This is a genomic window from Aeromonas sp. 130281 (genome assembly GCF_056642115.1).
The window spans coordinates 499,965-525,046 of record NZ_JBWVQS010000002.1; the positions used below are offsets into that span (position 1 = coordinate 499,965).

23 protein-coding genes and 2 tRNA genes are annotated in these 25,082 nt (G+C 63.5%); 13 read left to right on the plus strand and 12 right to left on the minus strand.

The genetic code is table 11. From position 1 onward, the window contains the following. Positions 1 to 11: 11 nt before the first annotated feature. A complete protein-coding gene (locus AC1IN8_RS09230) occupies positions 12 to 626 on the plus strand; it encodes a GDSL-type esterase/lipase family protein (protein ID WP_319918204.1) in 615 nt (204 codons plus the stop codon). 85 nt (positions 627 to 711) lie between these two features. Here AC1IN8_RS09230 and rdgC read toward each other — a convergent pair whose 3' ends face one another. Continuing rightward, complete coding sequence (gene rdgC / locus AC1IN8_RS09235) at positions 712 to 1,623, minus strand: recombination-associated protein RdgC (RefSeq protein ID WP_139437535.1); 912 nt, start codon at positions 1,621 to 1,623, stop codon at positions 712 to 714. A 180-nt stretch (positions 1,624 to 1,803) separates the two neighbouring features. On the opposite strand from rdgC, the gene AC1IN8_RS09240 reads away from it, so the two are divergent. The 3 genes from AC1IN8_RS09240 (at position 1,804) to AC1IN8_RS09250 (ending at position 7,401) form a co-directional block, all read left to right on the plus strand. Beyond that, positions 1,804 to 2,232 carry a GNAT family N-acetyltransferase gene (locus tag AC1IN8_RS09240; RefSeq protein WP_005331882.1) on the plus strand — a complete coding sequence of 143 codons (429 nt, stop codon included), beginning with the start codon at positions 1,804 to 1,806 and terminating at the stop codon, positions 2,230 to 2,232. Between the two features lie 107 nt (positions 2,233 to 2,339). Further along, complete coding sequence (locus tag AC1IN8_RS09245; RefSeq protein WP_479758686.1) at positions 2,340 to 3,566, plus strand: exonuclease SbcCD subunit D C-terminal domain-containing protein; 1,227 nt, start codon at positions 2,340 to 2,342, stop codon at positions 3,564 to 3,566. Between the two features lie 82 nt (positions 3,567 to 3,648). Beyond that, on the plus strand, positions 3,649 to 7,401 hold the full coding sequence (locus tag AC1IN8_RS09250) for an AAA family ATPase (protein WP_479758687.1): 3,753 nt from the start codon (positions 3,649 to 3,651) through the stop codon (positions 7,399 to 7,401). Between the two features lie 144 nt (positions 7,402 to 7,545). On the opposite strand, the gene crr is transcribed toward AC1IN8_RS09250, so the two are convergent. From crr to cysK, 4 genes are all read right to left on the minus strand, one after another. Next, a complete protein-coding gene (gene crr / locus AC1IN8_RS09255; RefSeq protein ID WP_005325875.1) occupies positions 7,546 to 8,055 on the minus strand; it encodes a PTS glucose transporter subunit IIA in 510 nt (169 codons plus the stop codon). Between the two features lie 43 nt (positions 8,056 to 8,098). Then, positions 8,099 to 9,826, minus strand: a complete 1,728-nt coding sequence (gene ptsI / locus AC1IN8_RS09260) for a phosphoenolpyruvate-protein phosphotransferase PtsI (protein ID WP_139437541.1) — start codon at positions 9,824 to 9,826, stop codon at positions 8,099 to 8,101. 44 nt (positions 9,827 to 9,870) lie between these two features. Further along, positions 9,871 to 10,128, minus strand: a complete 258-nt coding sequence (locus tag AC1IN8_RS09265) for an HPr family phosphocarrier protein (RefSeq protein ID WP_005303128.1) — start codon at positions 10,126 to 10,128, stop codon at positions 9,871 to 9,873. A 440-nt stretch (positions 10,129 to 10,568) separates the two neighbouring features. Beyond that, the gene (gene cysK / locus AC1IN8_RS09270) at positions 10,569 to 11,537 is read right to left on the minus strand and encodes a cysteine synthase A (RefSeq protein WP_202046831.1); all 969 of its coding nucleotides are present in this window, start codon (positions 11,535 to 11,537) and stop codon (positions 10,569 to 10,571) included. A gap of 163 nt (positions 11,538 to 11,700) precedes the next feature. Here cysK and AC1IN8_RS09275 point away from each other — a divergent pair, with 163 nt between their 5' ends. The 3 genes from AC1IN8_RS09275 to AC1IN8_RS09285 are packed head-to-tail and all read left to right on the plus strand — an operon-like array spanning position 11,701 to position 14,884. After that, positions 11,701 to 12,543, plus strand: a complete 843-nt coding sequence (locus AC1IN8_RS09275) for an AAA family ATPase (RefSeq protein ID WP_479758688.1) — start codon at positions 11,701 to 11,703, stop codon at positions 12,541 to 12,543. Beyond that, a complete protein-coding gene (locus AC1IN8_RS09280; RefSeq protein WP_479758689.1) occupies positions 12,544 to 13,707 on the plus strand; it encodes a vWA domain-containing protein in 1,164 nt (387 codons plus the stop codon). Positions 13,708 to 13,762: 55 nt separating this feature from the next. Then, positions 13,763 to 14,884, plus strand: coding sequence for a beta-ketoacyl-ACP synthase III (locus AC1IN8_RS09285; protein WP_479758690.1), 1,122 nt, complete (start codon positions 13,763 to 13,765; stop codon positions 14,882 to 14,884). A 79-nt stretch (positions 14,885 to 14,963) separates the two neighbouring features. On the opposite strand, the gene tsaA is transcribed toward AC1IN8_RS09285, so the two are convergent. Then, the gene (gene tsaA / locus AC1IN8_RS09290; protein ID WP_479758691.1) at positions 14,964 to 15,668 is read right to left on the minus strand and encodes a tRNA (N6-threonylcarbamoyladenosine(37)-N6)-methyltransferase TrmO; all 705 of its coding nucleotides are present in this window, start codon (positions 15,666 to 15,668) and stop codon (positions 14,964 to 14,966) included. 198 nt (positions 15,669 to 15,866) lie between these two features. Here tsaA and AC1IN8_RS09295 point away from each other — a divergent pair, with 198 nt between their 5' ends. Beyond that, entirely contained in the window at positions 15,867 to 16,859 is a 993-nt protein-coding gene (locus tag AC1IN8_RS09295; RefSeq protein WP_479758692.1) for an NAD-dependent epimerase/dehydratase family protein, read from the plus strand. Positions 16,860 to 16,919: 60 nt separating this feature from the next. Here the strand turns inward: AC1IN8_RS09295 and AC1IN8_RS09300 are convergent, their stop codons facing one another. From AC1IN8_RS09300 to cydD, 4 genes are all read right to left on the minus strand, one after another. After that, entirely contained in the window at positions 16,920 to 17,306 is a 387-nt protein-coding gene (locus AC1IN8_RS09300; protein ID WP_479758693.1) for a DUF488 domain-containing protein, read from the minus strand. A gap of 9 nt (positions 17,307 to 17,315) precedes the next feature. Then, positions 17,316 to 17,687 carry an Rcs stress response system protein RcsF gene (rcsF, locus tag AC1IN8_RS09305; RefSeq protein ID WP_005325859.1) on the minus strand — a complete coding sequence of 124 codons (372 nt, stop codon included), beginning with the start codon at positions 17,685 to 17,687 and terminating at the stop codon, positions 17,316 to 17,318. Positions 17,688 to 17,843: 156 nt separating this feature from the next. Next, positions 17,844 to 19,589 carry a heme ABC transporter ATP-binding protein/permease CydC gene (gene cydC, locus AC1IN8_RS09310; RefSeq protein WP_479758694.1) on the minus strand — a complete coding sequence of 582 codons (1,746 nt, stop codon included), beginning with the start codon at positions 19,587 to 19,589 and terminating at the stop codon, positions 17,844 to 17,846. After that, positions 19,582 to 21,351, minus strand: coding sequence for a heme ABC transporter permease/ATP-binding protein CydD (gene cydD, locus AC1IN8_RS09315; RefSeq protein ID WP_479758695.1), 1,770 nt, complete (start codon positions 21,349 to 21,351; stop codon positions 19,582 to 19,584). The genes cydC and cydD overlap by 8 nt, the downstream gene beginning before the upstream one ends. 201 nt (positions 21,352 to 21,552) lie before the next feature. Between cydD and AC1IN8_RS09320 the strand changes: the two genes are divergently transcribed. Together AC1IN8_RS09320 and AC1IN8_RS09325 are read left to right on the plus strand one after the other, a co-directional pair. Next, positions 21,553 to 21,626: transfer RNA gene (locus AC1IN8_RS09320), tRNA-Gly, on the plus strand. Positions 21,627 to 21,730: 104 nt separating this feature from the next. Further along, positions 21,731 to 21,805, plus strand: a tRNA-Gly gene (locus AC1IN8_RS09325). A 120-nt stretch (positions 21,806 to 21,925) separates the two neighbouring features. Here AC1IN8_RS09325 and arcA read toward each other — a convergent pair. After that, positions 21,926 to 22,645 carry a two-component system response regulator ArcA gene (gene arcA, locus AC1IN8_RS09330; RefSeq protein WP_010673581.1) on the minus strand — a complete coding sequence of 240 codons (720 nt, stop codon included), beginning with the start codon at positions 22,643 to 22,645 and terminating at the stop codon, positions 21,926 to 21,928. 385 nt (positions 22,646 to 23,030) lie between these two features. On the opposite strand from arcA, the gene AC1IN8_RS09335 reads away from it, so the two are divergent. Next, positions 23,031 to 23,432, plus strand: a complete 402-nt coding sequence (locus AC1IN8_RS09335; protein WP_479758696.1) for a DUF3293 domain-containing protein — start codon at positions 23,031 to 23,033, stop codon at positions 23,430 to 23,432. Positions 23,433 to 23,546: 114 nt separating this feature from the next. After that, the gene (locus AC1IN8_RS09340; protein WP_479758697.1) at positions 23,547 to 24,026 is read left to right on the plus strand and encodes a putative 4-hydroxy-4-methyl-2-oxoglutarate aldolase; all 480 of its coding nucleotides are present in this window, start codon (positions 23,547 to 23,549) and stop codon (positions 24,024 to 24,026) included. Positions 24,027 to 24,030: 4 nt separating this feature from the next. Here the strand turns inward: AC1IN8_RS09340 and AC1IN8_RS09345 are convergent, their stop codons facing one another. Next, positions 24,031 to 24,507: a hypothetical protein gene (locus AC1IN8_RS09345; protein WP_479758698.1), complete on the minus strand. Its 477-nt coding sequence runs from the start codon at positions 24,505 to 24,507 to the stop codon at positions 24,031 to 24,033. Between the two features lie 167 nt (positions 24,508 to 24,674). Here AC1IN8_RS09345 and AC1IN8_RS09350 point away from each other — a divergent pair, with 167 nt between their 5' ends. Then, positions 24,675 to 25,064 (plus strand): META domain-containing protein, encoded by a 390-nt coding sequence (locus AC1IN8_RS09350; protein ID WP_319918190.1) that lies wholly within the window; start codon positions 24,675 to 24,677, stop codon positions 25,062 to 25,064. Positions 25,065 to 25,082 lie beyond the last annotated feature (18 nt).

A 25,082-nucleotide genomic window follows, 5' to 3' on the forward strand; every position in this document is an offset into this window, starting at 1 on the left:
AGGAGCCCAGGATGCACAGAGAGGGGCTGGTGAGACGTTGCGTGACGGGGCTGCTCTGCCTGCTGCTGGCCGCCTGCGGGGAGCCAGGGTTCAGACCCCTGGCGGCGGGGGAGACCATATTGGCGTTCGGAGACAGCCTGACCGAGGGGCGCGGGGTCAACCCGGCCCAGAGCTACCCCAGCGTACTGGCTAGCCTGAGCGGTCACCCCGTCATCAATGGCGGGGTCTCGGGGGAGTTGAGCCGTGCCGGGCGGGCCCGCCTGCCCGGGTTGCTGGCCGAGCACAGGCCCGCTCTGGTCATACTGCTGGAGGGAGGCAACGACATACTGCACGGCAGCGGGGAGGGGGCGCTCAAGGCCAATCTCGCCGCCATGATAGAGGCGGTGCAGGGCAGCGGTGCCCAGGTGCTGCTGGTGGCCGTGCCTCGCAAGTCCCTGTTTGCCGACGGCGCCCCCCTGTACGGGGAGCTGGCAGAGCAGTACGGGCTGGTGCTGGACAACGACAGCCTTGGCGAGCTGCTGCGTACTCCCGGGCTCAAGTCCGACGCCGTGCACTTGAACGCGCAGGGATATGGCGCCCTGGCCGAGCGGCTGCACCGGCTGTTGCAGGCCCGCGGCGCGCTATGAGGGCGGTGTTCCTGCCCCGCCGGCGGGGCCGCCCGGAATAAAAAAAAACCGCCATCAGGCGGTTTTTTTACAGGCAAGGGACAACTCAGAGGGACTGCTCTTCGCCACCCAGGGCGGCAAACAGCGCCGGGATGAACTGGGCCAGCTCGGCGGTCACCAGAGCGAAGTCCGCATCCAGACGGGCGGCGGGATCCTCGCTGGTGACGTCGTCGTTCTGCTCGCGCAGCTCTTCGCTGAACTTGAGGCGCTTGATGGAGAGATCGTCCCCCAGCACGAAGCTCAGGGTCTCGCCCCAGTTCAGGGCCAGCTTGGTCACCAGCTTGTCATTGGCCAGGTGATTCTTGATCTCCTCGCTCATGAGATCCTGCTGCTTGCAGCGGATGATGCCGCCGTGCTCCATGGCACTGCGCAGCTCGGCCTCGTCTTCCAGGGTGAAGCTGGCGGGCAGATTGCCCTCGTTGAGCCACTCGGTCATGGTGATCTCGGGCGGGTTCTTGAGGGCCACCGGCACCACCGGCAGGGTGCCTATGCTCTTGCGCAGCAGTGCCAGCAGATCGTCCGCCTTCTTGGCGGAGCCGGCGTCCACCACCATCAGGTTGTCGGCGGGACTTATCCAGGCGAAGGTCTGGCTGGTGCGGCTGAAGGCGCGGGGCAGCAGGGTATGCATGATCTCCTCCTTCAGAGCCTCCTTCTCCTTCTTCTTGAGGGCGCGGCCCTGCTCGAATTCGATCGCTTCCACCTTCTCCGCCAGCATCTCCTTGACTACTGTGCCCGGCAGCATCTTCTCTTCCTTGCGGGCGCAGAGCAGGATGTGACCGGAGGCTGAATGGGTCAGGGTGGAGCCGAATTTACCGAGGGGCTTGACCCACCCGAACCGGGAGATGTCCTGACTGCCGCACGGGGTGAAGGCACAGGCCTCGAGCTGGGTTTCCAGCTGATCCACGGTCAGGTCAAAGGGGCGGGTAAAGCGATAAATCTGCAGGTTTTTAAACCACATGGCGTCCTCGGTCTCATAGATTGTCCGGCGGGCATTGTACTAGAGAGGCGCTTTGTGATCAGCCAATCATTCTCGCTAAATAAAGGGCGATCGACTTCACATGGCCTCATCTTGACCGCCCGTCTTGTCATCGAACTCCCCTAGACTGCGAGTGTTCAAATTGTTAACAAGGATGCGAATATGTTGAGAGCGAGCCGGCCGGAAGACATGGAAGAGATCGTCGAAATCTGGCTGCTGGCATCCTTGCAGGCCCATGATTTCGTTGATGCTTCCTGCTGGTGGCAGGCTCAGGAGGAGCTGCGTACCCGCTACCTCGACCATGCCCGCATCTGGGTGTTCGAGGAGCGCGGCGAGCTGCTCGGTTTCATGGCCCTGGTGGATGACTACCTGGCCGCCCTCTTCGTGCGACCCGACCGCCAGGGGCGCGGGGTCGGCCATGCCCTGCTGCAGGAGGCCAAGCAGCAGGGGGGGGCGCTCCATACCCGGGTCTTCGTGGAAAACGAGCCGGCGGTGCGCTTCTATCGCCGCCACGGATTCAGGATCGGGAATGAAGTCTCGGATCCCCTGACCGGTCATCCCCAGTATGAGATGCATTGCCAGCCCGTCTGAATCTGACGTCAGCGGCCTGTTTTGCTTGAAAAAAGAGGGGCGTATCCTCATCTTGTCCTCATCGGGTACCACTGGCACCTCCCCTCTTATCTTTCGAGCCGTTTTTCATGAAGATCCTGCACACAGCCGACTGGCACCTTGGCCATCAACTCCATGGCCATGAGCGCCGTTTCGAACACGATGCCTTTCTCGACTGGCTGACCGACACCATCAAGACGCGGCAGATCGACGCCCTGCTGGTTGCAGGGGATCTGTTCGATACCGCCAATCCTCCCGCCAGCGCCTGGCAGCAGCTCTATCGCTTCCTGGCCAGGCTGCGCGCCGAGATGCCCCGCCTCAACATGGTGCTGATCGGTGGCAACCACGACTCCCCCTCCAAGCTGGACGCCCCCCACGAACTGCTGCGGGCCTTCGACCTGCATCTGGTGGGCAGCATCAGCCGGGACGGGGAGGGCAAGCTCGAAACCGATCGCCTGCTGGTGCCGCTGCAAGACAGGGAGGGCAAGGTGGCCGCCTGGTGCGCCGCCGTGCCTTTTCTTCGCAGCAGCGATCTGCGGGTGGAGCCGCTCGAGGAGGGGCAGGATCGGCTGATCGAGGGGGTTCGCCAGATCTACCAGGACGTGCTGGCGCAAGGCCGCGCGCGCTGCGAGCCCGGCCAGGCCCTGATCGCCATGGGCCACGCTTACCTGGCGGCGGGCCAGCTCTCGGAGCTCTCCGAACGGCGGGTGCTGGGGGGCAACCAGCACGCCCTGCCTGCCGACATCTTCGCCGCCGCCGACTACACGGCCCTTGGCCACCTCCATCTGGCCCAGAGCCCGGCCGAGGGGGTGCACTACAGCGGCTCGCCGCTGCCGCTCTCCCTGGCCGAGGCCAACTACAACCACCAGGTGCTGGAGGTCAGGTTTGAGGGGGGCACACTGGCGGGGCTGGAGCGGATCCCCGTGCCCCGTGCGGTGGAGATGATCCGCCTGCCCCAGGGCACACTCGAGGAGGCGCTGAACGCCATAGAGGCGCTCTCCCTGCCCGACTGTCCCCAGGAGGCGCAGCCCTTCCTCGAGGTGCGGCTGCTGCTGCCCAAACCCGAGGCGCGCATCCGCGAGCGCATTCTGGCGGCCATGGCGGGCAAGCCGGTGCGTCTGGCCCGCATCAGCACCCAGTATCAGGGCTCGGGGGCGGGGCTGGCCGATGGACGCGAGCGGCGCAGGCTGGATGAGCTCGCTCCCACGGAGGTGTTTCGCCTCTGCTATCAGCGGCAGTTCGAGGGGGAGCCGGCGGCCGAGTTGGTGGCGTCGTTTGAAGAGATCCTGGAGCAGGTGAAGGAGTCCAACCCATGAAAATCTTGTTGCGCTCCGGTGAGGGCCAGGCGGGAGCAAGCCGCCCTGAGCATAAAGAGATGCGGATGAAGGAGTGCCATTCATGAAAATCTTGTCTCTGGCAGGGGAGAACCTGGCCAGCCTGACCGGGGCTTTCACCATCGACTTCACCAAGGGGGCGCTGGGCGCCGCCGGGCTCTTTGCCATCACCGGCAATACAGGTGCGGGCAAGAGCACCTTGCTCGACGCCATCTGCCTCGCCCTCTATGACGAGATGCCGCGCTTTATCGCCAATCGCAAGCATGTGGCCGAAGTGGGCAGGGCGGATGACGAAGAGAAGCTCAAGGCGAACGACGTGCGCGGCATCTTGAGCCGTGGCCACGCCAGTGGCTGTGCCGAGGTGCAGTTTCGCGGCTGCGACGGCCGCATCTGGCTGGCGCGCTGGGCGGTGCGCCGTGCCCGCAATCGCTCGGAGGGACGCTTCCAGGCCCAGGAGCGCAGCCTGACCGACGTCGAGTCGGGGCAGGTGTTCAGTGGCAGCAAGCGGGAGCTGCAGGATCGCATCGACGAGCTGGTGGGCCTCTCCTGGGAGCAGTTCCGCCGCGCCGTCATCCTGCCCCAAGGGGAGTTCGCCGCCTTCCTCAAGTCGAGCGCCGATGAGCGCTCCGCCCTGCTCGAGCGGATGACGGGCACCGAGCTCTACTCCGCCATCTCCATCCAGACCCATGAGCGGGCGCGGGCCGAGCAGCAGGCGCTGGCGACCATACAGCAGCGGCTCGGCGACGTGGCCCTGATGGATGATGAGACACGCGAGCACTGGGTCGCCCAGCAGCTGAGTCTCTCCACCAGCCTCAAGCACGAGCAGCAGCAGCGTCAGCTGTTGCAGGACTTGCGGGATCTCAACGGACGGATTGCTGCCCAGTTGCAGGCCTGCCGGGAGGGGCAGGAGGCGCTGGCCGCCGCCGAGGCGGCCCACGGCGAGGCGGCGCCCGGGCGGGAAGAGTTTGCCCGCGCCGAGCAGGCCCAGGTGGCCCGCGCCGATCACGACGAACTTGCCCGCCTCACCCTGGAGGTGCAGCAGCAGGAGCAGCAGATAGGCCAGCTTGCGTCCCAGCTGGAGCAGGTTGAACCCGTATTGCAGCAGGCCGCGCTGCGCGAGCAGCAGCTGCTGGCCGACAAGATTGCCGCAGAGCGGGAGTGGGGCGCCCTGCAACCCGAGCTCAAGCGGGCGCAGGAGCTCGATACCCGGCTCAAGGAGAAGAGCCAGCAGTTGCAGGAGACCCGGCAGCAGGGGACCCAGGCACGCGCCCTGCAACAGGCGCTGCAGCAGGAGTGGCAGCAGCAGGCGAGCCGGGTCGAGGCCCTGACGGTGCGTCGTCAGCAGTGGGCTCTCTGGCTTGAGGAGCGCAAGGCCCTGGCCCCGCTGGCGCGTCAGTGGCAACCCTTGCTCGCGGCCATCCAGGACTGGGCGGCGGACAGAGAGCAGTTGCAGCGCGTGCTGCAAAGCCGCGAGCACAAGGGCCATGCCCTGCGGGATCTCGTCAGCCGGCTGGCGCTGGGGCAGCAGGAGCGTGACTACTGGCAGCAGGAGCGTACCCGATTGCAACAGCAGCACGATGAGCTGCAGGGGCAGGAGTGGGACGCCGAGGTGGCCAGGGCGCAGGAGCAGCGTCAGGCCCGGACCGAGCAACTGGCCCGGGTTCGCCAACTGCTGGAGCTGGCCCAGGCGGGCCGCAACCACAGCGAACAGCAGGAGCGCTTGCAGCAGGAGATGGCGCAGCTCGAGCTGCATCTTGCCCGGCTGAGGGCCCAGCACGAAGAGCTGGCGCCGGCGCTGGCGCGGCTCGCCACCCAGCGCGGGGAGGCACGCCATGCCCTGGAGCAGGCCCGCGCCGTGGCGAGCTTCGAGCAGTATCGTCACGTGTTGAGCGACGGGACGCCCTGCCCGCTCTGCGGTGCCGAGGAGCATCCCTACACCCGAAGCCAGCCCCAGGTGGCCGGCATACTGGCGCAACTGGCCGAGCGTGTCCGCCAGCTGGATCTGGAGTGGGAGCAGCTCAACCATCAGCATATTCAGGGGGAGAGCGAACGGGTCGAACTGGCGCGTCAGCTGGCCGTCCGCCAGCAGCATCAACCCGAGCTGGAGGCACGGTCCGAGCAGTTTGCCCAGCGCTGGCTGCAACTGGGAGGGGATGCCCTGCCGGGGCAGGAGCTGCACTTGCGGCAAAGCCCGGCGCAGTGGACCGAGCTGCTGGCTCGCCTGCTGGCACAGGGGGAGGCTCTGGAGTCGGATCTCGTGGCCGGGCAGCAGAAACTGCAGCAGGCCCTGCAGGGGCAGCAGAGGCTGCTGGGGCTGCGCAACCAGCTGACCGAGCTGACCGCCCGCTATCAGCAGTTTGAGCAGCAGTGGCAGGAGGCCGAGCGGCAAAGGATTGAGTGGGAGGCCGAGCTGAAGGCGTTGGCCGAGCAGGAGGCGTCACTGCGCCAGCGCCTGGCACTGGGGGAGGCCCGCCTCGATGAACAGATGGGGGCCGAGCCCTGGCGCCAGTGGCTTGGCAGCCGGCAATGGCAGGAGTGGCAGCAGACCTGCGAGGCGTATCTGCGCGGGCAGAGTGAGTGGGAGCAGCTGGGCGGCGAGCTGGCCACTCTGACCCCGGCCCTGAGCGCCCAGGAGGCGAGGGTGCAGAGCCAGAACGAGCTGCTGCACAAGCTGGAGCGCGACTACAAGGAGCATGAGCAGCAGCGTCAGGGGCTGCTCGCCAGCCGGGAGGCCTGCCTCGGTGGTCGTGCCATCGCCCTGATCGAGCAGGAGTGGCAGCAGCGGCTGCAGCTGGCGGCCAGTCAGCTCGAGGAGGCGGTGACGGCGCTGCGGGTAGCCCGGGAGAAGCAGACCGAGCTCAAGGCCAGGCTGGCCCATCTCGAGCAGGACAAGCAGGTGAGCAGCCGTCGTCGCCGTGAGGCGCTGGGGCGTTGGGCGGCCCATGCCGGCACCCTCGGCATCGCCGAATATGATCTGCGTCGACTGCTGGCCATCACGCCGGATGAGCTCAGGTCTCGCCGCACCGCTTTGCAGCGCCTGGACGATGCCCTGGCCGAGGCCCGCACCCGGCTGACCGAGCGTCAGCGGGCGCTGGCCCAGGAGGAGGCCAAGCTGGCGCGCTATAGGGAGCATCATGGGGAGCTGACCGCCCTCACGGCCGAGGCCCTTGCCGAGCGTCTGGGGGCCTGCGAGGCCCATTGCCGCGAGCTGGAAGAGCAGCTGTTCCAGTGCAAGAGCACCCTGGCCCAGGCCGAGGCGGCGGCACTGAAGGCGGGCAGCCTGCAGGAGGCGCTGGCGGCCCAGCAGGCGGTGGCGGATCACTGGCTGCAGTTGTCCGAGCTTATCGGCTCCGCCAGCGGCGCCAAGCTGCGCACCTTCGCCCAGAGCCTCACGCTCGAACGTCTATTGTTGGAGGCCAATGCCCAGCTCGGCGAGCTGTCGCCGCGCTATCGGCTGGAGCGGGTGCCCGGTACGGATCTGGCGCTGCAGGTGGTGGATCTGGACATGGGGGACGAGGTGCGCTCTGTGGACTCCCTCTCCGGCGGCGAGAGCTTCCTGGTGTCGCTGGCCCTGGCGCTGGCACTCTCCAGCCTGTCGTCGCGCCAGACCCAGGTCGAGTCGCTGTTCATCGACGAGGGGTTTGGCACCCTGGATCCGGACAGCCTGGATCTGGCGCTCTCCAGCCTGGACTCCCTGCAGGCAGCGGGCCGCCAGATCGGGGTCATCTCCCACGTTCAGACTCTGGTGGAGCGGATCGGCGTGCAAATCAGGGTCGAGGCCCTCGGTGGGGGGGAGAGCCGGGTGGTATTGCCCTGAGGATGATGTGCGTCCATGGCAAAAGGCCCCTGTCACCGGGGCCTTTTGTTGGGAGAGGGGCGAGCGCCGAGCGCCGCCCATAAAAAAACCGAAGCCTGGGGCTTCGGTTTTTTGTTGCGGCAGCTGGCACCAGCCAGCGGCGCATTATTTCTTGATGCGGATAACCGGGGTCTCACCCACGGTCACGGCGCCAGTCATCTTGATCAGCTCTTTGATCTCGTCCATGTTGGAGATGACGACCGGAGTCAGGGTAGACTTCGCCTTGGCTTCCAGTACGGCCAGATCGAACTCGATGATGGTATCACCGCGCTTGACCTTCTGACCTTCCTGGGCGATGCGGGTGAAGCCTTCGCCTTTCAGCTCGACGGTGTCGATACCGAAGTGAACGAACAGCTCGATACCAGAGTCGGATTCCAGAGAGAACGCGTGGTTGGTCTCGAAGATCTTGCCGATGGTGCCGTCGCACGGTGCAACCATCTTGTTGCCAGCCGGCTTGATGGCGATGCCGTCACCGACGATCTTCTCGGCGAAGACAACGTCAGGCACATCTTCGATCGGCACGATTTCGCCAGACAGCGGAGCAAAGATTTCGATGCCGCCGGTGTCAGAACTGTCATCGGAGACCAGTTTCTTCAGTTTATCAAACAGACCCATAGTAAAAGCTCCTAGAGATGATTGTCGCTATTTGCAGCCGATCTTAGCAGACTGCCTTCTGCTTAATAAAGTTATCTACACAGGCTTCGATTTCGGCGGCGGTCGCATAGCTCAGTGCCTGGTCTGCCATTGCCTTCACATCTTCGAAGTTGGTGTTGCGGATAAGCTTCTTGATACGCGGTACAGAGATGGCGCTCATGGAGAACTCATCCAGACCCATACCCAGCAGCAGCAGGGTGGCGCGTTCGTCACCAGCCAGTTCACCGCACATACCGGTCCACTTGCCATTGTCATGGGAAGCGTCGATTACCATCTTGATCAGGGTCAGGACGGAGGGTGACAGCGGGTTGTACATGGCGGAAATCATCTCGTTACCACGATCGACGGCCAGGGTGTACTGGGTCAGGTCATTGGTACCGATACTGAAGAAATCCACTTCCTTGGCCAGATGATGAGCCATCACGGCAGCAGCCGGGGTCTCGATCATGATACCCACTTCGATGGATTCATCAAAGGCTTTGCCGTCGGCACGCAGTTCGGCCTTCAGCTGTTCCACGGTTGCCTTGAGGCTGCGGAACTCTTCGACGGAGATGATCATCGGGAACATGATGCGCAGTTTGCCGAAGGCAGAGGCGCGCAGTATGGCCTTCAGCTGGGCGTGCATGATGTCTTCGCGATCGAAGAAAATACGCACTGCACGCCAGCCCAGGAAGGGGTTCATCTCTTTCGGGAAATTCATGTAGGGCAGTTCTTTGTCGCCGCCGATGTCCATGGTGCGGACGATGATCGGCTGATCCGGCATGGCCTCTGCCACTTCTTTGTAGGCCTTGAACTGCTCCTCTTCGGTCGGCAGCGCATCACGATCCATGAACAGGAACTCGGTGCGGTACAGACCCACGCCTTCGGCGCCATTGCGGATGGCACCCTCGGTATCCTTGACGGTACCTATGTTGGCGCAGACTTCGACCTGATGACCATCCAGGGTGATGGCGGGCAGGTCTTTCAGCTTGGCCAGTTCGTCCTTCTCGGCCTGGAACTGGGCCTGGAATTTCTTGGCTTCAGCCAGCTGCTCGGCGGTCGGGTTGATGATGATCTGGTTGTTGATGCCATCCAGTACCAGCATGTCACCGTTGTTGACGCGCGCAGTGATGTCGTTGGTGCCCACGATGGCCGGCAGCTCCAGGGAGCGGGCCATGATGGAGGTGTGGGAGGTACGGCCACCGATGTCGGTAACAAAACCCAGCACGTATTTCAGGTTGATCTGAGCGGTTTCGGACGGGGTCAGGTCTTTGGCGACCAGGATGACCTCTTCGTCTATGGTGCTCAGGTTGACAACGGCGATGCCCAGCACGTTCTTCACCAGACGGGTACCGATGTCACGGAAGTCGGTGGCGCGCTCGCGCAAGTAAGGGTCGTCCAGCTCGGCCATCATCTTGGCGTACTGTTCGATCACCTCATAGATGGCTTTGTCGGCGGACGCCTTGTTGTCTTTGATGAAGGATCTGATATCCCCTTCCAGCTCCTCATCTTCGAGCAGCATGATGTGGCCTTCGAAGATGGCCTCTTTTTCTTCACCGAAGGTACGACCGGCCATCTCTTTGATGGCTTCCAGCTGTGCGGCTGACTTGGTGCGGGCTTCGAGGAAGCGGTTGATCTCGACGTCAATCTGGTCAGCAGAAATCTTGCCCTGATTGATAACGATTTCATCTTCTTTCAGAAGAAGCGCCTTACCGAATGCGATACCGGGGGACGCAAGAATGCCAGATATCATAATCCTTCCTATTAAAACGACTGTGGGGGAGGAATAAAGCTGGATTACTCCAGCTCGTCCATCAGGGCAACCAGCTTCTCAACGGCTTTCTGAGCGTCCGGGCCGTCGGCCTGGATGGTCACGTTGGTGCCTTTGGTCAGGCCCAGGGTCTGCAGCTTGAACAGGCTCTTGGCGCTGGCGGATTTGCCACCGGAGACCACAGTGATCTCGCTTTGGAATTCTTTGGCTTCTTTCACGAACTGAGCTGCGGGACGGGTGTGCAGGCCGTTTTCAGCAGTAATAACAACAGACTTCTCGTACATGGTTTCACCCCATATTATTGATATTGTGTGGAGAGATGGTCGCTAATGAGGCTTCCTGTCTCACCGTGTCAGTATGGATATGTTGTAAAGTAACGAAATCAGACCTGCAATGGTTTAATCCAGGTCAATTTTCTGTGCAGTATTCGGCGTCCAGGCTAAGTCTTTTCGTTATCGGGCTGCAAGCCGCGTCAGGACTGGCCTGAAATTAATTTATAACGAAAAATAACACTTTGTTACCTTGTGATACCTAGCCAGCAAACACCTCGTGACGCGGCACAGGATATGAGATTTATCACAGAATGTCTGCTTTTTTTGTCAGACCCAAGTTTGTTATTTTACCCCAAAAAATAAGGGGTCGACTGACACTGATGGCTACTGAGTTTAGCGCATAATGAAAACGGCGCCCCTGGGGCGCCGCTGTTTTGATGTAAGACGATCAATTACTGCTGCAGTTCCTGCTCGCTGAACACACCGGCGAAGAGGGCGCTGGAGAGATAGCGCTCGGCGGCGCTCGGCAGCACGACGACTATGGTCTTGCCCTCGAACTCCGGCAGCTCGGCCAGACGGGCGGCAGCCACCACGGCGGCGCCTGAGCTGATACCGGCCAGTATGCCTTCCTCTTCCATCAGGCGGCGAGCCATCTCGATGGACTCCTCGCTGCTCACCTGTTCGACGCGGTCCAGCAGGGTCAGGTCCAGGTTGCCCGGAATGAAGCCGGCGCCTATGCCCTGGATCTTGTGGGGACCAGGTTTGATCTCTTCACCCGCCAGTTTCTGGCTGATGACGGGGGACTCGGAGGGTTCGACCGCCACGGAGACGATGGCCTTGCCCTTGGTCTGCTTGATGTAGCGGGAGACCCCTGTGATGGTGCCGCCGGTGCCGACGCCTGCCACAAACACATCCACTTCGCCGTCGGTGGCGTCCCAGATCTCGGGGCCTGTGGTCTGCTCATGGATCTCCGGGTTGGCGGGGTTTTCGAACTGCTGCAGCAGCACATACTTGCCCGGCTCGGATTCGAGGATCTCGTTGGCCTTGGCGATGGCGCCTTTCATGCCCAGCGGGCCTTCGGTCAGCACCAGGTTGGCACCGAGCGCCTTGAGCAGCTTGCGGCGCTCCAGGCTCATGGTGGCAGGCATGGTCAGGGTGATGGGATAGCCACGGGCCGCAGCCACGAACGCCAGGGCAATGCCCGTGTTACCGCTGGTAGGCTCGATGATCTCCTTGCCCTTGGTCAGCACGCCGCGTTTCTCGGCATCCCAGATGAGATTGGCGCCGATCCGGCACTTGACGCTGAAGCTCGGGTTGCGGCTCTCGATCTTGGCCAGCACGCGGCCCTTGGTAACACGGTTGAGACGAACCAGCGGGGTGTTGCCTATGGTCTGGCTGTTGTCCTCAAAAATTTTGCTCATGGTGCTATCCCTGTGTTTGTTAAGGCGATGAAACAAGATTACCCTGTGGTTTCTGAATGAGAAGTGACGAATCGTTATAACAATATGTTATTACAACATATAGAACTTATTCTTTATTACCTAGGCCCAGGGCGGGCCTTGTGTTACCAAGGAAACGGACGCCATGGGATTTGCAGGAAGCGATCGCTATCTCGCATCAAAGTCACTGAGTATGGCCGTCAATGCCGCCATCGTGCTGGAGAAGCCGCTGCTGATAAAAGGTGAGCCGGGCACCGGCAAGACGGTGCTGGCGGAGGCGGTTGCCGAGTCGCTCGGTGCCGACCTCATCAGCTGGCACATCAAGTCCACCACCAGGGCCCAGCAGGGGCTCTATGAGTATGATGCGGTGGCCAGGCTGCGGGACTCCCAGCTCGGGGATCCGCGGGTCGGGGACATCAATCACTACATCCGCCGTGGCAAGCTGTGGCAGGCCTTCGCTGCCTCGCAGAGGCCGGTGCTGCTCATCGACGAAATCGACAAGGCGGACATCGAGTTTCCCAACGATCTGTTGCTGGAGCTGGATCGGATGGAGTTCGACGTCTATGAGACAGGGGAGCGCGTCAAGGCGCGCCAGCGTCCCGTGGTCATCATCACCTCCAACAATGAAAAAGAGCTGCCGGACGCCTTCCTGCGCCGCTGCTTCTTCCATTACATCCGTTTCCCCGACAAGGCCGAGATGCAGGCCATAGTCCAGCTGCACCATCCCGACCTCAAGGAGAGCCTGCTCGGCGAGGCGATGGATCTCTTCTTCGAGCTGCGTAACGTGGAGGGGCTGCGCAAGAAGCCCTCCACCTCCGAGCTGCTGGACTGGATCCGCCTGCTGCTGGCCGATGAGATCGCCCCCGAGGCGCTGCGCAGCCGGGAGCCCGGCAAGCTGGTGCCAGCCCTCTATGGCGCCCTGCTCAAGACGGAGCAGGACTTGCACCTCTTCGAGAAGCTCGCCTTCCTGGCGCGTCGCGGCGGCTGAATGCTGATCGACTTCTTCCTTCACCTGCGCCGTCACAAGCTGCCCTGCAGCCTGCGCGAGCTGCTGGATCTCCACGGGGCCCTGGCGGCCGGACTCGCCAGCGTGGACATGGACGACTTCTATCGCTTGTCCCGCAGCCTGCTGGTGAAGGACGAGGCTCACTATGATCGTTTCGATCGCGCCTTCGCCGAGTACTACCAGGGGCTGGAGGCCATCCCCTTGCTGCCCGAGACGCTGCCGGATGACTGGCTGCGCCAGGAGTTCGAGCGGCTGCTGAGCTCTGAGGAGAAAGCCTTGCTCGGATCCCTCGGCGGGCTCGACAAGCTGCTGGAGACCCTCAACCAGCGCCTGCGTGAACAGAAGGCGCGCCACGCCGGCGGTAACAAGTGGGTGGGGACCGGGGGCAGCAGTCCGTTCGGCCATGGCGGCTTCCACCCCGAGGGGATCCGCATGGGAGGCGAGGGCCGGCATGGCAAGGCAACCAAGGTGTGGGAGGCAAGGCATTACCGCAACTTCAGCGACGACTCGCCGCTCGGCCAGCGGGCCATCCAGCTGGCCCTGCGCAAGCTAAGGCGCTGGGTGCGCAAGGGCAATCCCTCGGAGCTGGATCTCGACGACACCATCCAGAGCACGGCCCGCCAGGGCTGGCTCGATGTGAAGCTCAGACCCGAGCGCCACAACGGGGTCAAGCTGCTGGTGTTCTTCGATGTGGGGGGCTCCATGGATGCCCACGTGGCCGAGGTGCAGCGTCTCTTCAGTGCCCTGCGCCACGAGTTCAAGCACCTGGTGTTCTTCTATTTTCACAACTGCCTCTATGACGTCGTCTGGCAGGACAACAACCGCCGCGCCCAGGAGCGTGTCGACACCCTGAGCTTGCTGCGCACCTACGGCAGCGACTATCGGGTGATCCTGGTGGGGGACGCCAAGATGGGTCCCTACGAGATCACCTGGCCCGGTGGCAGCGTGGAGCAGTGGAACGAGGAGCCCGGCCAGGTGTGGCTGGAGCGACTGCAGCACCACTTCCCCCGGCTGGTGTGGATCAACCCTGTCCCCAGGCAGGAGTGGCTCTGGCACCCCTCCATCAGGCTGATGAATGATGTGATTGGCGGGCGCATGCACCCGCTGACCCTGGCTGGTCTCGCCGCCGCGATCGACCAGCTGTGACCCCCTGAACCCTAAAAAACAGACAAGCCGGGATTGCACCCGGCCAGGAGCAAAGATGACCTCTATCGTAATCAGTGGCTCAGGCCTCTATACCCCGCCCTTTGCCGTCAGCAATGAAGAGCTGGTGGCGGCCTTCAACCAGTATGTGGATCTCTACAACGAGGAGAATGCCTCCGCCATCGACGCGGGCCAGCTGCCCGCCAAGCAGCATTCGAGCTGCGAGTTCATCGAGAAGGCGTCCGGCATCAAGAGCCGCTATCTGGTGAGCAGGGAGGGGGTGCTGGATCCGGACATCATGCAGCCCCTGCTGGCGGAGCGCCCCGATGACCAGCCCTCCATCATGGTGGAGATGGCGGTGGCCGCCGCCGAGCAGGCGCTGATCGCCGCCGGTCGCGAGCCGGGGGAGATAGATCTGGTCATCGTCGCGGCCTCCAACATGCCGCGCCCCTACCCGGCGCTGGCCATCGAGCTGCAGCACTATCTGGGGGCGAGCGGCATGGCGTTCGACATGAACGTGGCCTGTTCCTCCGCCACCTTCGGCATCAAGACGGCGGCGGATCTGCTGGCGGCCGGCACCGCCAGACTGGCCCTGGTGGTGAATCCCGAGATCTGCTCTGGGCATCTCAATTTCCGCGACAGGGACAGCCACTTTATCTTCGGCGACGCCTGCACCGCCGTGCTGCTGGAGCGGGAAGAAGATTGCAAGGTGGCCAACCCCTGGCAACTGGTGGCCAGCAAGCTGGTGACCCAGTACTCCAACAACATCCGCAACAACTTCGGCTTCCTGAACCGCTTCAGCCCGCGTACCCGCTATGGGGATGACAAGCTGTTCCGCCAGCAGGGGCGCAAGGTGTTCAAGGAGGTGCTGCCCCTGGTGTGCACACAGATAGAGGAACAGTTGGGGGAGCAGGGCTGGCAGGCGGGGGAGCTGAACCGCCTCTGGCTCCATCAGGCCAACCTCACCATGAACCAGTTCATCGGCCGCAAGCTGCTGGGCCACGACGCCAGCCAGCAGGAGGCACCGGTGATCCTGGACCGCTACGGCAACACCAGCTCGGCGGGCTCCGTCATCGCCTTCCACCTGTTCAACCAGGACTTGCCGAGCGGGGCCCGCGGGGTGCTCTGCTCCTTCGGCGCCGGTTACTCCATCGGCAGCCTGCTGTTGCAGCGCCGCTGAGTGCCGCCATCCGGCGGCGGCAGCAAAAAACCACCCGAGCGGGTGGTTTTTTTATGGGCCTGGGCTGGCGAGGAGAGGATCAGGCGGGCTCTATGGCCGACACCAGGCAGTCTGGCTCGCGGATGCGAAAACGCACATTGAGCTCGAACAGCCTGACCCCGTACTCCTTGTCGTCCGGCTTGCCCTTCTTGTAGGCGGGACGGGGATCCTGGGCCAGCACCTCGCTCACCAGCTGGCGCAGCTCGGGGTGGGTCTTGAGCCAGGGCATGAGCTGCTGCTCCGCCTCTGGGCTGAAGCTCACCGCCAGCGGCGGAGTGGGGGCCTCGGGGGCGAAGCCACCCCGGGCCTGGGGCAGGCTGTCGGCATAGGGAATGTAGGGTTTGATGTCGACCACGGGGGTGCCGTCCAGCAGATCCACGGCGCCGAGGTCGAGCCACAGCTTGCCCCGCTCGCGGCCCACCCCGTGCAGCTCGACCACGGAGAGGCCGAGGGGATTGGGGCGGAAGGTGGAGCGAGTGGCAAAGACCCCGACCCGCTCGTTGCCGCCGAGGCGCGGCGGACGCACCGTCGGGTGCCAGCCCTGGGCCATGGTCTGGTGAAACACGAAGCTGAGCCAGAGGTGGGAAAACTGCTCTATGCCGCGCAGCATGTCCGGCTGATCGTAGGGAGGCAGCAGCTCCAGGCGGGCGCGGGCCGATTTGACCAGGCCGGGCTGGCGGGGGATGGCGAACTTCTCCTTGTAGGGAGAGCGGATGATCCCTAGGGTGTCGATGTCGAACTTCATGGCGGATCCTGGCTAAAAACCCCGGCAATGTAGCACAGGCGGACCGAAAACGCAGGCGTCGCCACAGTCATGGGCCCCTGTGATCCCGGTCGCAGAGCGCGGCATCCGAGGCTGTGCCCTGGCGTCAACTTGCGTAGGGTGGGGGAAGAACAGGGATTGGCCGGGGTCATGGCACCGCGGCGCACAGGAGAGACAGGGATGAAACTGCTTATTATCGGCGGCACCGGCTTTTTGGGCCGCCACCTCACCTCGCTGGCCCTGGATTGGGGTCATGAGGTGACGCTCTTCAATCGGGGTCACCGCCAGCACCCTGACTGGCGCGAGCTGACCCAGCTGCAGGGAGACAGGGATCAGTGCCTGGATCCCTTGCTGGGGGAGGGACTGCACTGGGATCTGGCCATCGACACCTGCTGCTATGACCCAGTCCAGGCGGCCAGCCTCTCGACGGCCCTGCTCGGGCGCTGCGAGCGGCTCATCTTCATCTCCACCATCAGCGTCTATCGGGACTTCGCCCGGCCCGAGATGGACGAGTCGGCGCCGCTGCACCAGGTGGCTCCCGGCGAGTCAGCCAGCGGCTACGGTCCGCTCAAGGTCTTGTGCGAGGCCGAGTATCGGGCCCGCTGGGGGGAGCGGCTCTGCATACTGCGTCCCGGCGTGCTGTGCGGCCCCTTCGACCCGACCGGTCGCCTGGCCTGGTGGGTGCAACGGGTGCAGCAAGGAGGACCCTGGCTGCTGCCGGGGGAGGGGCAGGACAGGCTGCAATACCTGGACGTGCGCGACTGCGCCGAGTTCGTGCTGCGGGCCGCCGAGCAGCGGCTGGAGGGCTGCTTCAACCTCGTCAAGCCCGGCATCTTGCTGGTGGACTGGGTGGAGCGTCTGGCGGCCCGCCTGATGCCTGCCTCCCCCCTGCAACCGGAGTGGGCCCCCTGGCCTGCCCTGATCGCGGCCGGGGTCGAACCCTGGCAGAGCTATCCCACGCTGCTGCCCAACACCCAGGCCGAGTTTGCCGGCTATGGCAGCATCAGCGCCGAGGCTGCCATCGTCCACGGCCTGAACTTCCGGCCGCTGGAGGAGACGGTGGCCGATCTGGTGGCGTGGCTGGCCAGCAACGAGCAGGCGACGACGGCGGGCATGACCCTGGCCGAAGAGGCGGCGCTGCGACAGCGGGTGCGGGAGCTTTCACCGTCATAGGTCGGCAGGGGGGGCGCAGAGGCAAACGAGAGAGGGCAGGGTGCCCTCTTTGTCCTGGCGTCAGCGCAGCAGCGCGCCGCACTCTGCCAGCAGTGCCTTGAGCACGGCGCGATGGCAGCGGGACTCCTGCTCGCAGTAGCAACCCACTGACAGGTTGGTGGTACGGGAGAGGGCCGCCAGCAGCGCCAGATCGTGGCGGGCAGCGGGGCTCGCCATCTCGGCCTTGTACTGCTTGCAGAAGGTGGCCCACTGGGCCGGGGTCTCGGCGGCCTGACCGAGCTTCATGGTCTCGGCGCTGGGGGCCAGGTTGGGGAACCAGACGTCGTACCAATCCTGGCTGGCAAAATCGCTCTTGGGCACGCCGCGGGGCGGGCGGCGCACTGTGCCGATGCGCAGCCCCTCATCGGGGAGACGGGGGCTGCCGAGGCGGACGATGGCGAGGGCCATGTCGAGACCTTACTTCTCTTCGGCCACTTTCAGCGCCTGGCCGTAGCAGATGACCTGCTTCAGGCAGCCCGGCACATCGCTGAACTCGGCGCACTTGTCGAAGCTGACGCCGTTGCCGCCCATGTCGGCCACGCGGCGGCGGGCCAGGGTGCGGGCTTCGCCGGCATTGGGCACCGCCTGATTGGCGTCGGCCTGGCAGGACTCGCCCTCGACTGTGCCGAGGTAGAGGTAGTTGAGGTCGGCGAGCTGGTTCTGCTCATAGATCCGGACGCCGCCCGGCTTGAAATACTCGTCGAAGTTTTCCTTGTCCAGATTGCTGTTGAAGGCGAAGTCGGCACAACCGGAGGCAATCAGGGGCATCATCAGGATCAGGCGTTTCATGTCGAGGTCTTGTTGAACAGTGAGGGGGCCATTATAGGGGTCAGTCGCTGCCTGCGACCAGTCCCATTTTTCGCCCGGGAGGCGAGCTGTGACGGGGATCTTGGCACTCTCCACAAGACAAGGGGCAGATCCCTGCCCCTTGTTCATTGGCTTTCATCAGGCGGGAGCCAGCCGCTGGTGCAGGCTGCGGTAGTAGTCATCTTCCAGCAGCTCGTGGTGTGGTGCGCAGAGGCGGATCTTGCCCTCTTCCATCAGGGCCACCCTGTCCATCTGCTCCAGCCCCAGCAGGCGGTGGGAGATGAGCAGCAGGGAGCGCCTTGCCCCCAGCTTGAGCAGCAGGGCCATGATCTCCCGCTCGGTCTGGCTGTCGAGGCCTTCGGTGGGCTCATCGAGCAGCCAGAGCGGGGCGTCGTGCAGCAGGGCGCGGGCGATGCCGATGCGGCGGCGCTCGCCGCCGGAGAGGGGGCGGCCGCCATCCCCGAGCCAGGCGTCCAGTCCGCTCTCGGCCTCTTCATCTTCCCCTGCCAGCAGGGTGGCGAGACCCACCTGGGTGAGGACCTCGATCAGCCGCTCGTCGCTGGCGTCGGGGGCGGCCAGCTTGAGGTTGCCGCGCAGGGTATCGGCAAACAAATGCACCCGCTGGCTCACCACCGAGCAGGAGGCACGCAGTGCCCCTTCGCCATACCGGGTCAGGGGCTTGCCATCCAGCAGTATCTCGCCGGTCTGCGCCGTCCACTCCCGGGTCAGCAGCCCCATCAGGGTGGACTTGCCACACCCTGTCTGCCCCAGCAGCGCCAGCTTCTCGCCGGGGTTCAGTTGCAGGGTACAGCCTCGCAGCACCGGGCCGTCCTGGCCCGGGTAGGCGAAGTGGAGATCCTGTATCTGCAAGGCGCCTTGAGTCGCGGGGGCTTGCTCCTCTCCCCACTCTGGCGCCTTGGCCTCCTGCAGTATCTCGTTGAGACGACGGGCCGAGGTGAGGCTGGTGGAGAGGTGCTGGAAGGCGCCCGCCAGGGGCAGCAGCGCCTCGAAGCTCGCCAGGGTGGCGAACACCATGAGCGCTGTGATGGGATCCGGGGTGCCACCGCCGACGCCGTGACCGGCGAGCCACAGCATCAGGGTCAGGGTCCAGCCGCTGAGCAGCTGGACCGAGAAGCTGGCGAGGCCGCTCACCCTGGCCATGCGGGCCTGGGCCTGGATCAGGGCCTGCTCGGCCTGTTGCAGCTCGGCCAGCGCCTTGGGGGCGGCGGCGAACATCTGCAGCTCGGCATGGCCGTCTAGGTAATCCACCATGCGGGTGCGCATGGTGGACTTCTCGGCGATGAGTCGACGACCGGGCGACCGGCCTGCGAAATAGAACACCAGCGGCAGGGCCAGCATGCCAAAGAGCAGTATGGCCCCCAGGGTCAGCGCCAGGCGGCTGTCGAAGAAGGAGAGGAAGAACACCAGCCCGGCACAGCTGAGCAGGGCCGCTCCTATGGGAGTGACGAGGCGCAGGTAGACGTGATCCATGGCGTCGATGTCGGCCACCAGACGGTTGAGCAGGTCCGCCTGACGAAAACTGGCCAGGGTGCCGGGGGAGAGGGGGGAGAGCCTTTGCCAGAACCAGACCCGCAGCCGGGTGAGCACCCGGAAGGTGGCGTCGTGGCTCACCACTCGCTCACCCCAGCGGCTGGCGGTGCGCACTATGGAGAAGAAGCGCACCCCGCCGGCCGGGGTCATGTAGTTGAAGGTGTCCCGGCTGGCGACCGCCAGCCCCGCCACGGCGGCGGCGGAGAGGAACCAGCCTGAGAGGGAGAGCAGCCCCATCCCGGCCACCAGGGTGACCAGGGCCAGCAGCAGGCCGAGGGAGAGGCTGAGCCAGTGCTGGCGGTAGAGACGCAGGAACGGCAGTAGATCAGTCATCGAGAGAATCCCCTGAACGTTGGGATAGCAGACGGGCGAAGGGCCCCTGTGCCTGGCAGAGTTGCGCGAAGTGGCCTTGCTCCACCAGCTGGCCGCGCTCCAGCACCAGTATGTTGTCCATCTGGCTGAGCTGATCGAGGCGGTGGGTGATCATCAGCAGGGTCTGGCCTTTCGCAGCGTCTTCGAGCGTGCTCATGATGGCGCGTTCGGAGTGACGATCCAGGCTGGCAGTGGGTTCATCCAGCACCATCAACTGGGTGGACTTGAGCAGGGTGCGGGCCAGGGCGAGGCGCTGGGCCTGGCCAACCGAGAGGCCACCGGCCTGATCCCCGACCGGATAGTCGAATCCCTTCTCCCTGGCAAATTCCCAGGCCTGGGCCCGCACCAGGGCGGCTTCCAGCTCGGTGTCGCTGGCCGTGGGCCTGGCCAGCAGCAGGTTGTCTCTCAGGGAGGCGTGGAACAGCTGGGGGTTCTGGGAGAGCCAGCCCAGTTGCAGCCGCCACTGGCTCATGTCCAGCTCGGCGAGCTCCTGGCCGTTGACACGGAGCGAACCGCGATAGGGGGCAAAGCCGAGCAGGGCGTTGACCAGGGAGCTCTTGCCGGCCCCGCTGATCCCGACCAGGGCTGTGCGCGTGCCTGCCTCAAGGGTGAAATCGATGGGGGCGACCAGCACCTTGCCCTCGGCGCTCAGCACCTCCAGGGCGCGGGCCTCCACCCTGATGGGGCCATCGGCCTGGAAGGGGGCACTCCCAGAGGCCGGTTCGCTGACCTCGGCCTCGAGAAACTCCAGCAACTGCTCGGCGGCGCCTATGGCCTGCGCCTTGGCGTGGTAGTGGGCGCCGAGTTCCCGCAGCGGTGCGTAAAACTCGGGAGCGAGAAACAGCACGAACAGGCCGGTAAAGAGCGTTACCTTGACGCCATAGTTGCCGAAGTTGAGGTGATCTATGTAGGAGAAACCAAAGTAGACCGCCACCAGGGCCACCGCGATGGCGGCGAAGAACTCCAGCACGGCCGTGCTCAGGAAGGCGAGCCGCAGCACCTCCATGGTGCGCTCCCGAAAATCTTCCGAGGCGTCGCGAATGGCCTCCCCCTCCGCCTGGGTGCGCATAAAGAGCTGCAGGGTACGCAAGCCCTTGAGGCGATCGAGGAAGTGGCCGGAGAGCCGCGCCAGGGACTGGAAGTTGCGGCGGTTGGCATCGGCGGCGCCGACACCCACCAGGATCATGAAGAGCGGGATGAGGGGCGCAGTGCCGAGCAAGATGATACCGGCGGCCCAGTTGACCGGGAACACGGCTACCAGGATCACCAGGGGGATGAAGACGGCTATGGCCATCTGGGGCAGATAGCGGGAGAAGAACTCCTGCATCTCTTCGATCTGCTCGAGCAGCAGGCTGGCCCAGCTGCCGGCTGGGCGGCGCTGGATATAGGCAGGGCCGAGGCGGGCGAGGCGGGTGAGTACCAGCTCGCGGATGGCCTGGCGCACCGCACTGCCCGCCCTGAAGCTTGCCACCTCACGGCCATAGGCCAGCGCGGCCTTGGTCAGGGTCACCAGCAGCAGGGTAATGAAGAGGGGAATGGACTGCTCGGGTGTGGTGCCCTCAATGATGAAGCCGTGGAGCAGGGTGGCCAGCAGCCAGGCCTGCATCACCATCAGTATGCCCTGACCCATGCCGAGCCCAATGGAAAGACCGATCCAGCGCCGGCCATGGCCAGATTGTTTGCGCAACCAGCCATAGAGATGTTTCTGCTTGTTCTTGTCCATTACCACCCTCCTCGGTCGAGTGGCGCAAGACTATCGTCGCCCCCACGGCTTGGCAACCTCGCAGATCCGGGAGTGTGAACGTCTTTGTTTGAAAAAGCAGCTGCATGCTCAATAGTTGGCCGAACAGCTTGATTTATGGCAAAAAACACGAAGGCGGTGATTGCGCTCGCCGGCAAAATGCATATAGTAGAGGCCACTGACGCGGGTGTAGTTCAATGGTAGAACGGTAGCTTCCCAAGCTGCATACGTGGGTTCGATTCCCATCACCCGCTCCACATTCTGATACCCGGTACCTGTCCCGTCTCGTTGCTGCCTCCTTCTGGCACGTCTCTTCAGACGCCGATTCCATGCCTTGTATCTGCTGCGTTCCTGATGCCTTGCGGGCATCGTATAATGGCTATTACCTCAGCCTTCCAAGCTGATGATGCGGGTTCGATTCCCGCTGCCCGCTCCAGCTTTCATGCAAAAAGCCCACTCGACTGAGTGGGCTTTTTGTTTTGGTGGATCCGCGCGGTGACGGCGGCCGGAAACAGAAGAGGCGCCCGCAGGCGCCTCTCGCTTCACCGGGCAGGGATTATTCCTGCTCCAGCTCGCCACAGAAGCGATAGCCTTCGCCATGAATGGTGGCGATGATCTCCGGGGTGTCGCCCACGCTCTCGAAGTGCTTGCGAATGCGGCGGATGGTGACATCCACGGTACGGTCATGGGGCTTGAGCTCACGGCCTGTCATCTTCTTGAGCAGCTCGGCACGGGTCTGGATCTGGCCCGGGTTTTCGCAGAAGTGCAGCATGGCGCGGAACTCGGAGCGGGGCAGCTTGAACATGTCGCCCGCCGGGCTGACCAGGGCACGGCTGTTGATGTCCAGCGCCCAGCCATTGAACAGGTAACGCTCCACCAGCTTCTTCTCTTCGCCACCGGCGGCCACGTTCATGGTGCGGCTCAGCAGGTTGCGGGCACGTATGGTCAGCTCGCGGGGGTTGAACGGCTTGGTGATGTAGTCATCTGCGCCTATCTCCAGCCCCAGGATCTTGTCCACTTCGTTGTCACGGCCGGTCAGGAACATCAGGGCGATGTTGTCATCTTCACGCAGCTCGCGTGCCAGCAGCAGGCCGTTCTTGCCCGGCAGGTTGATGTCCATGATCACCAGGTTGATGGTGTGACTGGTCAGGGCTTGGTGCATCTCGTCGCCATTGTTGGCTTCCAGCACTATGTAGCCTTCGGCCTCGAAGATGCTCTTGAGGGTGTTGCGGGTGACCAGCTCGTCTTCGACGATCAGAATATGTGGTGTTTGCATGAGTATTCCCAGATTCTTATCAGTTAATTATCGAAATTTTAACACTCTTTGGCGTTATCCGACCGGTCCTGAAAATTTATTACGTCATCCTGGGTATGAATATCAGGTCGAATCATCGCGAATTTGGTATCTATGTTGGCAAACATCCCTGTGCCGCACATAGGCTCTCAACAAGTCTGATCGAGAGAAGCCTGGAAGGGTAGTCCATTACAAAAGTTGCTGCATTTTATCAGTTAACAGGCGCATAACAACACTCTTTGCCGTCAGATAGCAACTTTTTAACTCAGGTTTGATATAAGTCAATCCCGAGGTTCGCTGCATCATACTTGGGCTGGCCCGCTTTTTCGCCCTTAAGAAATGTAATGGGATGCAACATGTGGTTGACATGACTTTGTGGGAAAACTACAGAAATGTGTGTTTTATTGCCCCCTTCGCTCCGCCCCCCTGGCCTGCCTACGCCATCGTTACGGCCTGGAATCCGGCGAGTCGGTGGCTGGGGATGCGCCGCAACGCCCGGCGTCAACGCGCCCTGTCACGTCAGCTTGCCGATGCCCTGGTGATGGGGCCCGTGTGGGGCAGCGATCCGGATGAGCGCTGGCAGGAGGCGTCCCTGTTGCTGCGTCTTCCTCGGGCCGAGGCCATTCGACTGGCCGCCCGCTTCGGGCAGAATGCCCTCTACTGGGTGGAGGAGGGCGAACTCTGGCTGGTGCCCGTCCTGCTGAAGGGGGCGCCATGCCACCTTGGCAAGCTGGCGTCTCGCTGGACTCTCAGAACCTCTGCATGGTGAGAGGCTGAATGGGCCTCACACCATACGGGGATAGCGGCTGCTTGCTGGATTGTCAGCCTGTCCACATGATGAAAGAATGAGCGGACTCATTCACTCCATGGAAGGATGCTGACAATGCTGGATCTACTGCCCGACCTTTGCGATCAACATGGCGATGCCCTGCAGGTGGCAGAGCCGCTGTTTCACGACTATGGCGGCAAGCCGCTGTTTTACGGCCAGGCGGTCACCCTCTCCTGCTTCGAGGACAACAGCCTGGTGCGCGAACTGGTCAACCGTCCAGGTCATGGCAAGGTGATGGTGATCGACGGGGGCGGCTCCCTGCGCCGGGCGCTGCTGGGGGATCAGCTGGCCATCAAGGCGGTGGAGCAGGGATGGGAAGGGATCCTTATCCACGGCGCCGTGCGGGATGTGGGCACCCTGGCGACGCTGGCGCTCGGGGTCAAGGCGCTGGCGCCCTGTCCGGTCAAGACCGAGAAACGCGGACAGGGGGAGCTGGATGTGGTGCTGTCGTTTGCCGGGGTGAGCATAGCGCCAGGGGACTATGTCTACGCCGATCTCAATGGCGTGCTGGTCAGCGGCGCCAGGCTCCTCTGAGCCCTCAGAAGTTGAACCCCACCCCCAGGGTGAGGAAGTGCTCCGTGCTGAAGGCGCGGAGGCCGTAGTTGGCCGTGATGGCCAGCTGCGGCGTCACCAGCAGGCTGCTGTTGAGCTCCACCAGGGTGCTGGCCTTGCTCACTTCCAGCTGCTTGAGCTGGCTGCCGATGTTGAGGGAGGGGGAGAGGCGGTAGCGCACCCCCGAGCTGATATTGAAGCCGGCCTGTTCGCTGTGGCGGCCCACCGCGGGTCCGGCCTCCATGTAGAGGCTGATGTCATCCTCTACCGGATACTGGTAGCCGGTGTTGATGAGCCAGATATCGAAATGGTCGCCGGTATGGGTCTGGTTGCCGAGCAATACGCCGGAATAGCTTTTCACGTAGAGCTGGCTGTCTGATTCGGTCTGGAGAAGACTCCAGTCGGCAGCCTGGGCCGAAAAGGCGAGGCTTGATGCGAGCGCGATAACGAGAGACTTGACCATTCGTTTCCCCTCCCTGGGTCCGAACAGGACTACAAGCATGGCACATGCCAGCAGGGAGTAAAGGGAACCCCGATCACAATAAAAGAGTTTTAATCGGCGCCAGAGTCGTGATAAACAGGCCCCCTCACTCTGTGTCTTCACGACTTTCTCCATCACGAGGTGAACTCATGAACAAGAAACTGACCCTGCTGGCCGCGCTGGCCCTGGGAGGCTGCGCCATGGCAACGGGTTCCACCCTGGCAGAGCTGCAAGCATCCACCTGGCAGTTGCAAGGGGCGAGCGGTGATACCTTCACCCTGCAGGTCGCCGGCGACAAGGTGGCGGGCAAGGGCGGCTGCAACCGCTACTTTGGCGGCATCACCCAGCAGGGCGACGGGGTATTGACGCTGGGCGCCATGGGCTCGACGCGCATGATGTGCGCAGGGGAGCTGGCCGGCAAGGAGATGAGCTACCTGCAGACGCTGGAGAAGGTGGCGAGCTTCCAGATAAGCGGCAAACAGCTGGTGCTGAAGGATGCCGACAAGGCCACGCTGCTGACCTTCGATGCGGTGAAATAAGCGGGTTTGTCGTCAGGG

Excerpts from the sequence above, each read along its gene's own strand:
- AC1IN8_RS09230 (WP_319918204.1), top strand. The coding sequence starts at position 12 with ATGCACAGAGAGGGGCTGGTGAGACGTTGCGTGACGGGGCTGCTCTGC.
- rdgC (WP_139437535.1), bottom strand. The coding sequence starts at position 1,623 with ATGTGGTTTAAAAACCTGCAGATTTATCGCTTTACCCGCCCCTTTGAC.
- AC1IN8_RS09240 (WP_005331882.1), top strand. The coding sequence starts at position 1,804 with ATGTTGAGAGCGAGCCGGCCGGAAGACATGGAAGAGATCGTCGAAATC.
- AC1IN8_RS09245 (WP_479758686.1), top strand. The coding sequence starts at position 2,340 with ATGAAGATCCTGCACACAGCCGACTGGCACCTTGGCCATCAACTCCAT.
- AC1IN8_RS09250 (WP_479758687.1), top strand. The coding sequence starts at position 3,649 with ATGAAAATCTTGTCTCTGGCAGGGGAGAACCTGGCCAGCCTGACCGGG.
- crr (WP_005325875.1), bottom strand. The coding sequence starts at position 8,055 with ATGGGTCTGTTTGATAAACTGAAGAAACTGGTCTCCGATGACAGTTCT.
- ptsI (WP_139437541.1), bottom strand. The coding sequence starts at position 9,826 with ATGATATCTGGCATTCTTGCGTCCCCCGGTATCGCATTCGGTAAGGCG.
- AC1IN8_RS09265 (WP_005303128.1), bottom strand. The coding sequence starts at position 10,128 with ATGTACGAGAAGTCTGTTGTTATTACTGCTGAAAACGGCCTGCACACC.
- cysK (WP_202046831.1), bottom strand. The coding sequence starts at position 11,537 with ATGAGCAAAATTTTTGAGGACAACAGCCAGACCATAGGCAACACCCCG.
- AC1IN8_RS09275 (WP_479758688.1), top strand. The coding sequence starts at position 11,701 with ATGGGATTTGCAGGAAGCGATCGCTATCTCGCATCAAAGTCACTGAGT.
- AC1IN8_RS09280 (WP_479758689.1), top strand. The coding sequence starts at position 12,544 with ATGCTGATCGACTTCTTCCTTCACCTGCGCCGTCACAAGCTGCCCTGC.
- AC1IN8_RS09285 (WP_479758690.1), top strand. The coding sequence starts at position 13,763 with ATGACCTCTATCGTAATCAGTGGCTCAGGCCTCTATACCCCGCCCTTT.
- tsaA (WP_479758691.1), bottom strand. The coding sequence starts at position 15,668 with ATGAAGTTCGACATCGACACCCTAGGGATCATCCGCTCTCCCTACAAG.
- AC1IN8_RS09295 (WP_479758692.1), top strand. The coding sequence starts at position 15,867 with ATGAAACTGCTTATTATCGGCGGCACCGGCTTTTTGGGCCGCCACCTC.
- AC1IN8_RS09300 (WP_479758693.1), bottom strand. The coding sequence starts at position 17,306 with ATGGCCCTCGCCATCGTCCGCCTCGGCAGCCCCCGTCTCCCCGATGAG.
- rcsF (WP_005325859.1), bottom strand. The coding sequence starts at position 17,687 with ATGAAACGCCTGATCCTGATGATGCCCCTGATTGCCTCCGGTTGTGCC.
- cydC (WP_479758694.1), bottom strand. The coding sequence starts at position 19,589 with ATGACTGATCTACTGCCGTTCCTGCGTCTCTACCGCCAGCACTGGCTC.
- cydD (WP_479758695.1), bottom strand. The coding sequence starts at position 21,351 with ATGGACAAGAACAAGCAGAAACATCTCTATGGCTGGTTGCGCAAACAA.
- arcA (WP_010673581.1), bottom strand. The coding sequence starts at position 22,645 with ATGCAAACACCACATATTCTGATCGTCGAAGACGAGCTGGTCACCCGC.
- AC1IN8_RS09335 (WP_479758696.1), top strand. The coding sequence starts at position 23,031 with ATGACTTTGTGGGAAAACTACAGAAATGTGTGTTTTATTGCCCCCTTC.
- AC1IN8_RS09340 (WP_479758697.1), top strand. The coding sequence starts at position 23,547 with ATGCTGGATCTACTGCCCGACCTTTGCGATCAACATGGCGATGCCCTG.
- AC1IN8_RS09345 (WP_479758698.1), bottom strand. The coding sequence starts at position 24,507 with ATGGTCAAGTCTCTCGTTATCGCGCTCGCATCAAGCCTCGCCTTTTCG.
- AC1IN8_RS09350 (WP_319918190.1), top strand. The coding sequence starts at position 24,675 with ATGAACAAGAAACTGACCCTGCTGGCCGCGCTGGCCCTGGGAGGCTGC.